This window comes from Legionella sp. 39-23, from assembly GCF_001897665.1.
Lineage (GTDB): Bacteria > Pseudomonadota > Gammaproteobacteria > Legionellales > Legionellaceae > Legionella > Legionella steelei.
This window is the reverse complement of sequence record NZ_MKTO01000019.1, coordinates 35,476-50,897: the sequence shown is the minus strand read 5'-3', so window position 1 is coordinate 50,897 and position 15,422 is coordinate 35,476. Positions and strand designations below refer to the sequence as shown.

The window sequence follows — 15,422 nt, the reverse complement described above, 5'->3', positions numbered from 1 at the left end:
TGTGTGGTAAAGGGGACATTTTCTACTGTACATATTTAAAATAGATCTAGGCTGGACTGTTAAGCCCAGCGTTTATCAAATGATTCTTATCTCTAAAAATACGGTTGTGATGCTTTTTTATTTATTTGCATAAACAGTCGCAATTGCGGCGCTTACACCTATTATTGCTATTACTGGAGCAGCTTTTTTGAAGAACCCACACCAGCTTTGACTTGTTGAAACATCAGGAGTCCTATCCGGAGTAACCGTAACAGGCTTTTCTTGTGCTAGCACATCGGTTTTTCTTTGTCGGCTAAGAAAAGGGCAGGTGGCTGAGCTATCTAATTGATGATGGCCCTGCAAAACAGTAACTTGGGTAGAAAAAGGACATGATTTAGGTAAGGTACTATGGGTCTGTGGTTCGATAATTACTGCAGGAGAATCTGCTATTGTGGCTTTGATTCGTCCTATACGATAACTTTGCAACCAGCTCTCTGCAGTAGAGCTCTCCTTGTGCGTCAGCCGATACATTGCTGTCATATCTCTATCGACTAGTGCTTTGGACAAGAACATATCTCGTCCTGCTTTATGGATGTTCAGAAATTCAGTGATGTCATAAACAGTCCCATCAACGGTTACCCAACAACTTTCTGCTGTATTGTGTTGATTAATTTCTTCTAGAGTATATTCTCTATTCCAGTCAGCATTTCTCACTTCGTCGGCATTTGTAAAACTAAACGCTTCATAGACTAATTGAGAGCAGCCAATCATGCTTAAAAATCGCTCTTCACCTAACGCTTTCTTTAATCTGTCCAGAAGTGTCTTTGTAAAGGGTACACTTCCGCAGACATAGGCGAAAAATTCTTCTGACTTAAAACGATTAATCACTGTATCAATCGCAATAAGTTTGTCTTGAGAAGGACTGACGCTATCAATTTTACTTTTTGTCAGCCACTCTACTCGTTTGTTTTTTCCAGTATAAATCATACAACACTGGAGATTGGGCAGTAACTGGGTGTTTTGCCTTAATTGCATTTCTAGCCAATCTTCTTGTTCCGATCGCGTTAAATAAACAAGACATACTGGATTAGTGCATTTATTTTTATTCAACTCGGATAGAAAGTGAGTAAAAGGTGCGATTCCATTACTATTTGCGAATAACAAAATAGGTTTATTCTTGTCTTTAGGCAGTGTGAAACTTAATGGGGGCAATATATGACAGCATACTTCTTTACCCAAATTTTCTTTATTAGTTAAAAAATAAGATCCTGCTCCAATGGCGCCGCTTCCATAAACTTGTCTTTTTACTAATAAGTTAAGAGTGCCATTTTCGGAATCCACAGAGTTAACAGAATAGACTCTGTCAGGTGTAGGTAAAAAGTTTTTCTTTAAATTGATTGAGTTGCCTTTTTTGAGAGAGCCAACAAGTTGGTTTAAGTCAGCATAAACAAGCAACTCTCCTAAGGTAAATTTGGTTTTTTCTGCACATTCTGGCCACTTTCTTAGGGTCTTTTGCCATATTTCATTATCGTGAATATCTACTTCTGCATTAAGATCTATGGTTATCTGCGAAGACTTCAATGCACTTGCGAATTCAGCTAAATGTTCCATCGAATTTTTAATAGGAATATATACGCAAGATCCAGGCTGAATGGCCGCAAGAATACTTTTAGTCTTATCTTGCTTAGTACCACAAAGCTTCAGCTTAACACTAAAGTTGCCGCTATCTGCGCTCTCTTCAGAGGATATCTTTTCTTGGTCGATGATTCGAAAACGAATGGCGTTTTCAAATTCTGGATTCTCTCTTTCTTTTCTTGCTTCTTCTAAGTTTTCACCGAGTTTTGTATCTAATTTAACACCGCTTTGGTTCACATTGGAGCCAGAAGTTACGACGATGCCGCTCATAGCAACCTCTGTATGTATTCCAAAAAAACCATGTTTTCCAACATATGCCTCTGAAATTTGTTGGAACTTCATTTTTAAAGAAGGGTTCTCACATCGGTTAATAAATTCTTTAATATTCGCATCGTTTACATATTGTATAAAAAGTCTATGATTTTCCGGCAATAAGGCTTGTGAGGCCTGCATTGATTTTCCTAAACGCGATTCATATTTATTTCTACCTACCAGTGCATCTAGAATACTAAAAAGGCTGACATCAGAGCCTAATTGGGCCTTTTCTGCAGGATAACATGGTATAACCGCTTTCATTACGGTGTCTCCCCATGTTTTAAGATCAATAAAACTTTCGCCAGAACCGCGGTGAAAATTGTAAAATTCTGCAAAGGTACTTGAAAAATGCTGGATAGAGAGCAAAATGATGTCCAATTGATCTGACAACAAAGACAAGTCATTAACCTCCATCGCCTTGACTATATTTTCTATCGCATGAACCACAGGCGCAATATGGGCCTCAAATACTACCACGCCAAGATTAGTTACTATTTCTTCTCTATTATCAAAAAGTGGTACTAACTGTTCTAGTTTGTCTAAATCTTTTAAATTGTCCAAACTATGCTGCTCTTGTGGATTTTTGTAGCGCCAATTGCAATAAGTCGTATCACTACTTGTAAGAATTGGGAACTCTGGCGAATGGTTCATATGCTTGGCTAATTTTTGCCAAAGTAGAAACAAATTGGCGCATTCGATATCAAAATGTGGTTTGGCTTTTCCAGTAGCATTTAAAATATAACCATAGGCGTGCCCAATTTTTCCTACTATTAATTTTGCTCTTGCTAACTCACTATCAGTCAATCCACCCTTATCAATCTCTTCAATTAATAGTGGAACATTTAATTCTTTATTTAATTGTTTCAGTGGTTCAATATTTTTTCCTTTAACCCAGGTTTTTAAATTTTTTGCTGCATTGTCCAATACCGAAAATTGAGCAGGCAAAGCAGATGCAGGAACCACAGAAGGTAATAATCCAAACTCTGGTGTAACAAAACCTTTAGTAAAATTACTCGTTGTGCTTAATTGTTTTACAATGCCTGTATCTTTGCTAAACATATGAAATTTTCTCGGTGCTGGTTAATTTGGTGAATAAATATACTGTATTTGCTATATATATTCAAATACTATTAGTATTGACCATTCTTTAAGTGGTGTTAAATTGCATTTTGTTTTTTATTTATGCAGATGGTATGGCGTACCTTGCAAAGGCTTTATACTGAGGTTGAAAAGCTGGTGGTGCAAAAAACAGGAAGCCATATTTAGTGCATCTTAATCCAAAACAATCTTCATCAATAGTGTATTTTAAATTCTAACAGACTAATTTATAATCATTATTTTGAATGATAGATTATAAATAATTTAAGAAGATACAATGACCGCTAAATTTTTTAGCCTCCTACCCACTGCGTATCATCGATATGTTGACACGTTTCTCAATTCGAACGAGTCATCTCGTCTTGCAACGACTTCACAATATTTTCATGCTTCATCGAAGCTGCCTCCAACTCTGCCTGCAATGCGCCAATCTTTGAAAAAATTTTTAAGTCATGTTGTACATGGTGAGCATAAACAGGTGCAAGAAATATTGCGACGCGATATTCGTGTGCTACTTCAAAGAGATACAGTGACCGATTGCTCTGGACGAGAATTTGCTTCGATTAGTGGCTTTGAATACGCGCTATGGGCTTTAGATAAACACTTATGGGATGATATGTTGGCCTGTTTGCCCGTGGATGAGCAAGATCATTTGACTGAAGAAGATCGAGGGATTGTTGCGGAGTTGCAACGCCAATATGTTCAAGTGAAGACTCAAGGGGTGACGTACAAGCTCAATGGAGTCTCCAAAACGGAGCGTCACTATGATTTTGCTTTTATTAACGCATTACAAGAGCAAGTGAAGGCTCAAAAAGCTCCTGGAGCTAAAAATTGGGATGGTATTGATGAGCACTGGCGAACAGTAGTTGGGGGCGCGCAGCGGCTGTGTCCTATGCATGTGGTAGATGAGTATTGTTCGAATACACCTTTTTTTCCGGTACCGACATTTGTTGCTCGACCCATTCCTGCGAATGGTTTACGCCACTTTTATAGTTGGCTGTCCAATGTTTGGGAGTCTTGGTTCGGGGTTCATTCTAAGTTGGGTGTTGATTATGCCATATACAGGGCTGTGTCTGGGGGGCTAGAGTGGGGGATAGGTGCGGTGACGGCGCGTGCGGTGGATCTCATGGCGGATTTAACTGCCATGAAGGCGTTACGTACAACAAGAACACTGGACTTTATTAAGCTGGAAGCACGACTGGAATCCCTGGCGGTTGAGGAACATGTTCGCCCTCGTATTTAGAGGCAAGTGTTTGCTCGGCGTTTTGGCGAAAGTAGACTGTCTTTAATGAAAATCTCTCTTGCATTTAAAGACCGTCTACAGTTTTCTCCAAAATTTGCGTCATTATGTAAACACTTTATCTGCGGCTAGCGGGAGAGTCTACTGGGTCCTTTGGACCCGCACTTTCTTTATCTCCCGCCTCTGTTGTAAACATTGAAAGCCTTGTATGAGCGGAAGGCGAACGAGGTGAAGCTCTTGAGCCAAATGCGAACTCCTCAACCTCTTCAGTTGAAGCTCTAGGAGAAGCTTTTGCTCCAAATACGAACTCCTCAGCTTCTTCAGGTTCTGGTAAAACGGGATCAATCCTATTGATATACCCCAAATAATCTCCAGCACTTGCTGATGTCTTTGCGCGATCAACAAGGGTTGTACGTAAGTCAGTTGAAAATAGGGGCGCGCTGAAGACGGTAACCGCTCCTGGTCGTGCATCATCAACACGAACTACAGATGGACCTGCAAGCTCCCGCATTATAGGGTTACTAGTAAGGCTGCTACCATCACCAATTAGAATTTTTCCATGACCACCAGTTACATGATGCAATAAAGTTGCGGTACCTGCTAATCCAAGTCCTCGGCCACCAAAGATCGGAGCATCAGAGGTTTGAGCTGCTGCTTTATCTGAAATTACTCTATTTTCTCTTAATATACCTTCTTCTGGATTAAATTCGGGATCGATAATTTTACGATAATCAGTAAATCCTGAAGGATCTTTAACGCCAAGTCTTAATACTTGTCGCTCATATCTTGCTTTTTCTTGTGCATATTTGTTTTGAAGCTCCTCAGCCGAATCTTCAGGAGGTTTAACAGGGGCAGCTGGGACGGCAAACAGGCCAGAAAATCCATTACCATTATCTTTTATAATACTAGTCAACTCATTTTTTTCTACATCTAGATCAAAGGTGACCCTAAATTTAGTCGCACCTCCATCAAAAGCATTTTTAAAGTGTTCCATAAAGAAAAAGGAATTAGCTGTTACATAATAAGCTGCGGATTCTTTTAACTGTAACAAAGGAATTCCGGTTTTAGTGTGCAGGACCTCTAGTGCTGCCTCCATCCTTCTATTAACCGAAGCCATAAGTGGTATATTTTTTTCCGAGAAAATATTAATAGGCTTCTCTTCTCCTTCCATAACCTGGCGTCTGCATTCAATTAAATCAAAACCTAAATCAATAGTAACCTGATACATAATATTCTCCGCGTAAGTCATAATCCATTGACTGTATAAATTGTAAACAGATTATACAGAAAAAAGCTTATGGAAAAATTAAACGCAATAAGAAAATGGCAAGAGCGAATTGTCTCAGTTCATTGCTTACCAAGGGAGAGTCTAATTAAACGCTAAAATTGCATCGATGCCTCAAATCACATGTTACGTAAATTTCACATGAGAGCATTTGCCATAACTATAATAGTTAGCACTACTCAAGCTGTTTCATTTCTATGAATTGACTCGATAAATTGATAAATTAGAGCATTGATTTCTATTTGAGATTTATATGACTATCGCATTAGTCTGGTTTCGATACGATTTAAGATTGAATGATAATCCCGCGTTTATCAATGCTTGTTCTCATCATCAGTTTGTGATCCCTTTGTATATTTATGATGAAAAAAATAGTGCTTTAGGAGAAGCACAAAATTGGTGGCTTCATCATAGCCTTAATTCTTTAAGCGACTCCCTTATTCAACGTGGGTTAAATCTTATTCTGCGCAAAGGTAATCCTTTGGAGATTATTTTAGACTTAATCAAGACTGTTTCTGTAAGCTCAGTCTATTGGAATCGCTGTTATGAACCAGCAGCTATTTCACGTGATAAAAAAATTAAAGCAATCTTGTTGGAGCAGGGGATTGAAGTTCACAGTTCTAATGGAAGTGTACTTCATGAACCTTGGACGATTAGAAATAAAAGCGATAATTATTTTAAAGTGTTTACCCCTTACTGGAAATACTGTAAACAAATCCTTAGTATCCCAACGCCCAAGCATTTAGAGTATTACCCGGCTGGAGTTGAAGTTCAAAGCGAAAAGCTTTTGGAGTGGAAATTATTACCTACTATCAATTGGGCTGTACGATTTAACGATTATTGGACTCCAGGAGAGAATGGTGCACAAAACAAACTGCATGAGTTTATAGAGCATCATCTCAGTGGTTATCAAAAAAATCGTGATTTGCCCATAAAAAATGCGACATCACGTTTATCTCCTCATTTGCATTTTGGTGAAATTACTCCATGGACAATTGTAAGAGCAATTGAGCTAGCAAAGCTTGAGCCAGATTGTGATTTAGCATCAGCAGAACACTTTTTATCAGAGTTGGGATGGAGGGAGTTTTCAATTTATTTACTTTATCACTTCCCTAAGCTTCCTTTTGAGAACTTCAGAAGTGAGTTTAATGCATTTCCTTGGCACAACGATGAGCAATTATTGGCGTGCTGGCAGAAAGGTTTGACAGGCTATCCGATAATTGATGCGGGAATGAGAGAGTTATGGGCAACGGGCTATATGCATAATCGTGTCCGTATGATTGCTGCCTCATTCCTTACAAAGGGGTTACTGATTGATTGGCGTTTGGGTGCGGATTGGTTTTTAGACACTCTTGTAGATGCTGACTTAGCAAATAATAGCGCAAGTTGGCAATGGGTTGCTGGGTGTGGTGCTGATGCAGCACCTTATTTTCGTATTTTCAATCCAGTGTTACAAAGTCAAAAATTTGATCCTGATGGAAGTTATATTCGACATTGGGTTCCAGAGCTTTCTCAAGTAGGAAGCCAATCAATCCATGCGCCTTGGGAATCTATTGATTCTGAGAGGTTTTATTCAAATACAAATTATCCTCAACCCATTATTAATCATCATGAAGCAAGAGCGAGGGCATTAAATTATTACAATCAGTTAAAAAGGACGTAGCTCAAATAACACCCTTTTTTGTATGGAGTTTCGGCTATACTGTCAATCGGCTTGCTTAAAAACAGATTCAACTCAGTTTAATATTGTTTCAGTTTCTAAATTTTTTAGGTCGGCTGAATTGTAAAAATTCTGGGATTTACTATTGAGGTCTTGAAATTTGGGTATTCGGGAGCTCACCATAAGTTGTTGATTCTCATGGTGGCCAGAGGCGGAATCGAACCACCGACACGAGGATTTTCAATCCTCTGCTCTACCGACTGAGCTATCTGGCCCCGAGGGTTGCTATTAGACTCCGAGAAGCGTTTTGAGTCAAGTGTTTGAATGCTTTTTTTTTAAAAATAATTGGTTTTTATTCTAACGAGATTTATTTCTAGATATTTACTCTATGCATTTTTTAAAAGCATAGTGTTTTTTCTGAATAAGTCGTTAATTTTTTATCATTATTTTAGTATTTAATCGTTTCTTTTTGAGCCCATTGAAACCAAAGTGGAGTTTAAGTTTCTCTATTGTGTCAAGTTTGTATTACATCTTAGAGTGAAGAGAGAAAATAGATGATTGAGGGGCTGATTTTAGTTATAAGATCAATGAGCAAACGTAGGCTGGACTGTTAAAGCCCCGTATTTTGTTGAATTGGCTCTTATTTTTGAAGAAAATATTTTTGAGGTTTACTAAATGCTGGGCTACAACAGCCCAGCCTACGGTTGTATTTATCAATCTTATGCAAAACTTACTTAGGTATTAGGTGTAAAACCTGCAGGTTTTTCAGAACCATCACCAAAAAAGTATTTTTGCATTTCTTCTTTTAAAAATTCGCGGGCTTTAGCTTCGATTAAATTCAGCCGGTATTCGTTGATGAGCATGGTTTGATGGGTTAGCCACATATTCCAGGCTTGTTTTGAAACCTCATTATAAATTCTATCGCCTAATGCGCCAGGGAAGGGGGCTTTTAATAAGCCTTCGGCCTCTTGTTTTAACTTACAGCAGTATACTATTCTGGTCATATTTGTCTCTTCTTTCCAACATCATAAACGCAGTATAGTGTACGTGTTATTTGGCAATTTTGTACTAAATTTATTAAATTAATTTTTAGTCTGAACGGTGTTTTGCCTGCGCCAATAAAATATGTTGGGAAAGAATTTGTTCCTGTTCATTGGTTAAGCCATTAAAAGATACTGCAGTTCGATAATTATGTTCGCTTTGATATTGGCTATAAACCACGGTGCCCTCAACGATAATAGGTATCATTTTCGGTTTGGTATAAATTACCAATTTTAACAATGTTTTTTCTTTAATGAGCTCAGGGGTTTTAAAGGCCATCCCGCCGAGACTGATATTGACTTTACGTAGCTGAATCGTATTAGTCATAAGCATTTGCCGTGATAAATAATCTATTTTTGCATTGAGTAGATTAAGATAATGGGCGATGGTTGGTTCTTTCAGTGCAATGACTTGCGTGAGTTCAGCCAATTCATAATCAATTTCTTGGAAATAATGTGCTGCCTCGAGATATCGTTGCCCATTTTTGCCTAAAAGTTGATCCACAACTGCGCGATCAGGGCACAGTTCCCCTGGTTCCATAACTCGGTAGTTAAAATAAATATGATCTTCTACCCGAAAATGTTGACGTCTCTCATGTATAGGCATAATAGCTCCATTAACTACTTTTAGTGTGCAAGCCACTTCATGTGGCTTATTTAATTACATAAAATACTCATGTTTTCTTCATGTTCATGAACTATGTCCAATGACAGTGAATCTGATGACGATTCTGCTGTCCACACATCCTCTTCCTTCTCCTGCTTTGTTTCAATGACGCTGGGTTCAGCCTGCTTCAATTTATTTTGATGCGGGCATGATGCTAGGAGCTGAGTAATAAAAGGCATCCTAATTACCTCTAATTGACGTATCACTTCTTTAGCTTTATTGGAGAGTTCAAGACTTTCTTGCCCGGCTTTTGTATAATTTGTTGCTGCATTTGCTCTTTGTAAACATTCATCAAGAAAATTTAAAAATTGTTGATCGCTGATTTTATCGTGTTTTATTGCTTCCAAAACGACGGCATTAAATTCAGAGACCCTATCCAGCTTTAAAGCAGCAGTAAAAGCATCATTTAATTTCTCTGGAACCTTTAAGGGGGGCATCAGTCGCTGTAATTGCTGTTGTGCATCAAAAAAGAATTTTTTAATGACATGCATGCCAAAGCCTCTATCATGAGCAGTTAAAATAAGCTCTCTGAGCTGCTCTTCAGTTTCAACAATGCATTTTAGTTTTTCATCAACAGAGATCGTATCGCAACGCATTTTCTCACGATAACAGTTAATTGTGTACATAATATAAGTTCGATTTCCTGTTTTATACGCTACTTTAATTGAAGCCAAATCAATTGGTTCCAAATAGTTTATAGCGGGATCCAGGACTAATCGATATTCGGGATGAAGCAAGTCTTCTCTTAATGCTGCTAACTGAACTTTACTTAAAGTTACCGTTTTACTTGAGGTGATAGTTATGGAGTCACCTCCACCACGGCGTATCATAAAATCTATCATTGCTGGAGGAACTTTGTCGTTAAAAGTCAACTGTATTAAGTCATTGTTCAGCTCTTCTACTTGTTTTAGCGTATTTTGTTGTCTATAAGTCCAAGGGTTTTTAAAAGGGCGGCCATCGTCACTATACAATATAGGATTGTGTATTAGTTTTTCAAAGATCAGGGCGTTTCTTATCATAGGTAAATCGATATTGCCTACTGTTTGCGGAAGAACGTCATCAATTGCTGCGAGACGCTCTATCATCATAGTTCGCAGTGTTTCCGCGTCTTTTTCGAGAAGCACCAGATCACTTAATTCTGAAGTGAGTTGGCTTTGCTTTTCGGTACTCAAAGGTTTTTTAAATTGTCGCTTAATTCGAGCTGCTTGCTGCTGATGTTGTAATATCGTATGAGTGATATATTGGAGAATTTTATTGCCAATTGCCTGCAATTTTATGATGCTTTCAAATTTAGTGTGCATGGATGAGTCTTCAATAATGGTGCGATTTCTTCCTAAACCATGGCGTGTGTGTTTTTTAAGAAACCCTCCAGGTATAAGGCACATGCGTGAATCAAGAATAAATTTGTGAGTATCCATAAGTGACTGATCAAAGATATAAAGAGATTTTGCATTTCTTAATGCTTTATTTTGACAGTTGCCACCTATTGCATCGGTGTCACTACAGAGGTAAAGCAAGGCAAATGCATCACCAAAATCATCAATAAAACAATCTGCTTGTATTCCTTCACCAATGGTCTTAATGGTTGAATAGTGAGTATAGCTTTTTCCTACTAACCAAGCATAAAAAGTTTTTCCTAAAGAGAAATCACTAAGCAACTGTATCTCATCAAAGGGAATAAATAATGCAGGGTGCCCATTATAAGTAATTGTGGTTGTAGCAGTCGTATCTAATCCCATTAATCGAGAGATATTAAGCGCCATTGCTTCATGCTGAACTTCTTGAATAGTTCCATGTTTCGGTAATTTAATAATGGCTTGTGTACTGAGTTTATATTGGCCTCTCTCAGTGTGATAATCCGCCACACTCAAGCCTTCTGCGCGATTACATAGGCGTCGTAGCTGTTTTTTTACATTCGTCAGACTCATTAAGGTAATTTTTTCTGTTACGCCACCTATATTTTCTTGTAGTGTGCAATAAGTGAGGGCTAAGCCATTATCTTGTGGGATACGGATTCGTTTTAATCCATTGATATTATTAAGATCTAGGAAGATATTTAATCTTTTTTCTAACTTTTCTTTTTCTAAGTCATTCTGGGGCAATCGTTCTATTTCTTCTTGCAGACGTTGAATCTGGGCGGCGACCTGTAAGGAGTTAGAGGCATCAAATTGAATGGCTTCTGGAATAGTTTGTGTGAGCGCATACAGCCTTGCTCGGCTGCTCGCGATTAAATCATCTAACTCAGTATCAGCATTTTGTAATGTATAAGCAGGGCGTGCGTAGTAATTGTCTTTAGGTAACTGAATAATTTCATGAGCATTTAGAGTATAACGAATGCATTCTTCTGCTTTTTCGAAGTCAACAGCTTTTAATAAAGGCGGGGAACCAATTTTCTCAAAAGTAGAGGAATAGTTAACAATGTAACAAAATTCTCGCCATTGCTCTGGATCTGTTTCCAGGGTTTCTAAGTTAAATAGACCATTTTGATGGAAATCTATATGATCCAATAGCTTCTCTAGATCAGAATAATGATTAAGATCAAGCGCTTGCAGATTCATTGCATCAGGATTTTCACTTTTATCTTTTAAAATTCGTTCAATAATCCTATTTTTTTGCCCCAACTCCATTAATTAAGTCCTTATAAAAAAAACAAATTATTCCTGCTTATAAATATAGACAATTTTTATGCTTTTGGTCAAAAAGAACATTAAGGATTTCCATATAATAATCAATGCAACTACCGCAAAGGATATATGATATTGCTGTTGTTTCTGAGTATTGATTCAATGAAAGGTAAAAAAATAATTTTTGTTACATAAAAAAACTCATCCCTGAGCGTTTTCTTTTACGCTGGACGGGGGGAAATTATCTTGCGCGGCTTCTTGTTCTTGAGACGTTGGAAAAATTTCATAAATGTGAGTATGATTTTTTTTCTCTCCCCTGAAGAGTGTGCTGCCGATGCGGCGGACTGCCCCTCTTTTTTTAGCATTTAATTGCATGGATGCTCCAACGGAAAAAGACAATTAGATAAATTACTCGACTAAATATGTGTTGACAATCTTTTTACACTAAGATTTTTTCTTGTAAGTATAAGCCCTAAAATGAGCATAAATACTTGCAGTGAATGTACAAAAATATTGCATTTGGTTGGCCATTCAAAGAATTATAGGGAGATTGAAAAGTGTATCAGTTATCGCGCTGATTTTTTCGATTTTTAAAGTGAACCATAAACTCGCTTGAATTGAGAAAGATAAGTTTTAGTCTGTGCAATTACTCGAGAAAATGACTATCGTAAAGGGGCATTTTTATGATTTAATATTCATTATTTCTAGCCTAAAAAAGGGTTATCATGACTTTTGTAGTAACAGAAAGTTGCATTAAGTGTAAGTATACTGATTGTGTTGAAGTATGCCCTGTTGATTGTTTTTATGAAGGACCAAATTTTTTGGTAATTCATCCAGACGAATGTATTGATTGTGCATTGTGTGAACCTGAATGTCCTGTCAATGCAATTGTTTCCGAAGATGATTTAACCCCAGAACAGCAGCAATTTAAAGAATTAAATGCTGAGCTTGCTAAAGAATGGCCTAATATTACTGCTAAAAAAGATGCTCCTCTCGATGCTAAAGATTGGGAAGAGGTTAAGGATAAACTTCAATATTTACAGAAAGAGTGGTAGAAATCACCTCACTTGCTGAATCATGTCAGCGCATTCTTAGCGAGAAAGGACGACTTTCCACGGCCATTGCTGGATTTGTGGCGCGTAAGCCACAATCTGATTTGGCTGTGGCTATTGCTGAAGCGATTGAAGATCAATCGATTTTAATTGCTGAAGCAGGTACGGGAACAGGTAAAACGTTTGCTTACTTACTTCCATGTTTGTTAAGTGGCAAAAAAGCACTCATTTCTACAGCAACTAAAACCTTACAAGATCAACTGTATCAAAAAGATTTGCCTACTTTAGTGAGGGCCTTGGGATTATCTGCTCGTATACAAAATCTTAAAGGAAGATCCAACTATATTTGTCAATATCGTGTTGAATTACACTCAGAAGAAGGACAGTTTCAAAGCCCCCAATGTGCTCATGAAGTCGCTCTTGTACGCAATAAATTGTCACAAATGAAAAATGGGGATCGATCGGAGTTGCCTGAATTGAGTGAAGATTCACCAGTTTGGCATTATGTAACATCCACAGTCGATAATTGCTTAAGTACGGAGTGTCCTAATCATGAAACCTGTTTTTTACTCAAGGCACGCAAACGCGCGTTAGACGCTGATGTAGTGGTAATTAATCACCATCTCTTTTTTGCTGATTCACGCTTAAAAGAAGAGGGATTTGGGGAGTTATTGCCGGGTGTGGATGTTGTTATTTTTGATGAAGCGCATCAACTTGCCGAAATAGCTACTCATTTTCATGGGGAGCGGATTGGAACACGACAATTTCGTGATTTATTAGATGATCTCATTAAAGAATGGCCCATCATGGATCTCGCAAATCGCCCATTGAAAGCATTAAGTCATAAAACGGATCTGTTGCTGGACGAGTTTTTCAATTGTTTGCCGAGAGCAGACGAGCGGCTCAGTTGGGAAGAAATCAAGCATAATAAATCCTTTATGAGTGTTTGGACCCAGTGGTTGACACTAAAAGATGACATTATGGCGTGTTTTAACGACCTGTCGCTTGCTGAGTTTCCTGGACTGGCACGGTGTAAAGAAAGATTACTGGAGTTTACACGAATCTTGTCGTTCTTTAGCCAAGAACATAATAATAAAATACGTTGGTTAGAGCGTTTTAAGCATACTTTAGTTTTTCATATTACTCCCTATGATGTTGCGGAAACATTCAGTAGTCTGCTTTTGCGTCAAGAGTGTACTTATGTATTTACTTCTGCAACCCTAACTATTGCAGATTCTTTTGATTGTTTTTGTAAGCCTCTTGGACTGCATGAAGCGAGAACTTTATTATTGCCCAGTCCTTTTGATTATCAACAACAAGCGTTACTTTATTTGCCTAGAGGGTTACCTGACCCTAAGGATGCAGCTTATTATGAATTATTAGTATCACGAGCTATTCCCTTAATTAATGCTTTAGGTGGACGCTGTTTCTTTCTATTTACCAGCCATAAAGCATTAAAACAAGTTGCTCAAATGATGGGCAATATTTTAAACTATCCCTTATTAATTCAGGGAACTGAGGCAAAACCTATTTTATTGGAGCGTTTTAGGCAATTAGGGAATGCTGTTTTATTGGGAACAGCGACTTTTTGGGAAGGCGTGGATGTCAAAGGTGACGCTCTTTCTTGTGTTATTATTGATAAGTTGCCTTTTGCGAGCCCAGTTGATCCGGTAATTCGTGGTAGAATGGCTTATTTAAAAGAAAAAGGTTTGTCTGGTTTTGACGAATTGTCTTTACCAGGGGCAGTTATTGCCCTAAAACAAGGGGTAGGGCGTTTAATTCGGGATAATACAGACAAAGGGGTTTTAATGATTGCTGATCCTCGTCTTACTAGTAGAGATTATGGTGGGCGTATTCTGGCTAGTTTACCTCAATTACCGAAAACTCGTGATGAACAAAAAGTACTTACATTTATTAAAGAATTAGAGCTGGATTATGAAACTGCTAGCAATTGATACATCTACTGAAACAGCCAGCGTGGCTTTGCTGACAGGGAATGAACTACTTTGCGATGAACAAAGCAACCAAAAAACGCATGCACAATTTATTTTACCCATGATTGATAAGTTGATGGTCAGCTCCGGATTACAGATGAATCAGCTGGATGCTATTGTATTTGGTCGTGGTCCTGGAAGTTTTACTGGTTTACGTATTGCCTGCAGTATTGCAAAAGGGCTGGCTTATGCTCATGATTTGCAGTTGATTCCGGTGAGCAGTCTAGTCGCAATTGCTTGGTCAATTCGCCAGAAAAAACAAATGCACCATGCACCTGTATTGGCGGTAGTGGATGCACGCATGCAAGAAATGTATTGGGCTTATTTTGCTCCAGATCAATGGACAGCAGAGGAACATGTTAATCCAGTGCACGAGCTTACACTCCCAGAAGAACAATCTATAATCCTTGCTGGAGCAGGAGTAGATTTATATTGGGATGAGTTTACACTGGAAGTTAAATCACAAATTAGCGATAAAATAACAGTGAACCCTTCAGCAGAAGCCATGATTCAATTTGCTCGGTTTTCTGGACAAAAAACCATTTCAGCTGCTCAGGCGCAACCTGTATACGTACGAAATAAAGTGACTTAGACTCATAGGAGAATTTTGTGGATAAAAAACTATTGGAAATATTGGTATGCCCTTTGTGTAAAGGAAAATTATTATTAAAAAAACAAGAGTTTATTTGTAAATTTGACCGCCTGGCATTCCCTATCCATGATGGTATACCTGTTATGTTGGAGCACGAAGCTCGAGTTATTTCATTAGAGGAAAAGGATAAGTTGTAATCTTGAATAAGGCTCTGTAGAACAATCTATATACTTTGTTGTCT

The 15,422-nt window shown here is 38.0% G+C and carries 12 protein-coding genes and 1 tRNA gene; 6 read left to right on the top strand and 7 right to left on the bottom strand.

All coding sequences use genetic code 11. From position 1 onward, the window contains the following. Positions 1-117: 117 nt before the first annotated feature. Complete coding sequence (locus BGO44_RS09080; RefSeq protein WP_273199976.1) at positions 118-2,988, bottom strand: cytochrome b5 domain-containing protein; 2,871 nt, start codon at positions 2,986-2,988, stop codon at positions 118-120. Between the two features lie 316 nt (positions 2,989-3,304). Between BGO44_RS09080 and BGO44_RS09075 the strand changes: the two genes are divergently transcribed. Further along, complete coding sequence (locus BGO44_RS09075; RefSeq protein WP_273199979.1) at positions 3,305-4,270, top strand: Dot/Icm T4SS effector CpeA-related protein; 966 nt, start codon at positions 3,305-3,307, stop codon at positions 4,268-4,270. A gap of 115 nt (positions 4,271-4,385) precedes the next feature. Here BGO44_RS09075 and BGO44_RS09070 read toward each other — a convergent pair whose 3' ends face one another. Beyond that, positions 4,386-5,495 (bottom strand): hypothetical protein, encoded by a 1,110-nt coding sequence (locus BGO44_RS09070; protein ID WP_273199982.1) that lies wholly within the window; start codon positions 5,493-5,495, stop codon positions 4,386-4,388. Positions 5,496-5,805: 310 nt separating this feature from the next. Here BGO44_RS09070 and BGO44_RS09065 point away from each other — a divergent pair, with 310 nt between their 5' ends. Next, positions 5,806-7,215, top strand: coding sequence for a cryptochrome/photolyase family protein (locus tag BGO44_RS09065; protein WP_273199983.1), 1,410 nt, complete (start codon positions 5,806-5,808; stop codon positions 7,213-7,215). Positions 7,216-7,411: 196 nt separating this feature from the next. Here the strand turns inward: BGO44_RS09065 and BGO44_RS09060 are convergent. From BGO44_RS09060 to BGO44_RS09040, 5 genes are all read right to left on the bottom strand, one after another. Next, positions 7,412-7,487, bottom strand: a tRNA-Phe gene (locus tag BGO44_RS09060). Between the two features lie 459 nt (positions 7,488-7,946). After that, a complete protein-coding gene (locus BGO44_RS09055; protein WP_058509997.1) occupies positions 7,947-8,216 on the bottom strand; it encodes an oxidative damage protection protein in 270 nt (89 codons plus the stop codon). A gap of 85 nt (positions 8,217-8,301) precedes the next feature. Further along, positions 8,302-8,859: a PilZ domain-containing protein gene (locus BGO44_RS09050; RefSeq protein WP_273199985.1), complete on the bottom strand. Its 558-nt coding sequence runs from the start codon at positions 8,857-8,859 to the stop codon at positions 8,302-8,304. 50 nt (positions 8,860-8,909) lie between these two features. Then, the gene (locus BGO44_RS09045) at positions 8,910-11,546 is read right to left on the bottom strand and encodes a hypothetical protein (RefSeq protein ID WP_273199987.1); all 2,637 of its coding nucleotides are present in this window, start codon (positions 11,544-11,546) and stop codon (positions 8,910-8,912) included. A gap of 198 nt (positions 11,547-11,744) precedes the next feature. After that, positions 11,745-11,918 carry a hypothetical protein gene (locus BGO44_RS09040; protein ID WP_273199989.1) on the bottom strand — a complete coding sequence of 58 codons (174 nt, stop codon included), beginning with the start codon at positions 11,916-11,918 and terminating at the stop codon, positions 11,745-11,747. Between the two features lie 350 nt (positions 11,919-12,268). Between BGO44_RS09040 and fdxA the strand changes: the two genes are divergently transcribed. From fdxA to BGO44_RS09020, 4 genes are read left to right on the top strand one after another with little or no spacing between them, the layout of a single operon-like run. After that, positions 12,269-12,598 carry a ferredoxin FdxA gene (gene fdxA / locus BGO44_RS09035; protein ID WP_273199991.1) on the top strand — a complete coding sequence of 110 codons (330 nt, stop codon included), beginning with the start codon at positions 12,269-12,271 and terminating at the stop codon, positions 12,596-12,598. Further along, positions 12,592-14,550, top strand: coding sequence for a DNA repair helicase YoaA (yoaA, locus tag BGO44_RS09030; RefSeq protein WP_273199994.1), 1,959 nt, complete (start codon positions 12,592-12,594; stop codon positions 14,548-14,550). Before fdxA ends, yoaA begins: the two co-directional genes overlap by 7 nt. Beyond that, positions 14,531-15,181, top strand: coding sequence for a tRNA (adenosine(37)-N6)-threonylcarbamoyltransferase complex dimerization subunit type 1 TsaB (gene tsaB / locus BGO44_RS09025; protein ID WP_273199997.1), 651 nt, complete (start codon positions 14,531-14,533; stop codon positions 15,179-15,181). Before yoaA ends, tsaB begins: the two co-directional genes overlap by 20 nt. Positions 15,182-15,198: 17 nt before the next feature. Beyond that, positions 15,199-15,378 (top strand): Trm112 family protein, encoded by a 180-nt coding sequence (locus tag BGO44_RS09020; RefSeq protein ID WP_058510003.1) that lies wholly within the window; start codon positions 15,199-15,201, stop codon positions 15,376-15,378. The last annotated feature ends 44 nt before the right edge of the window (positions 15,379-15,422 follow it).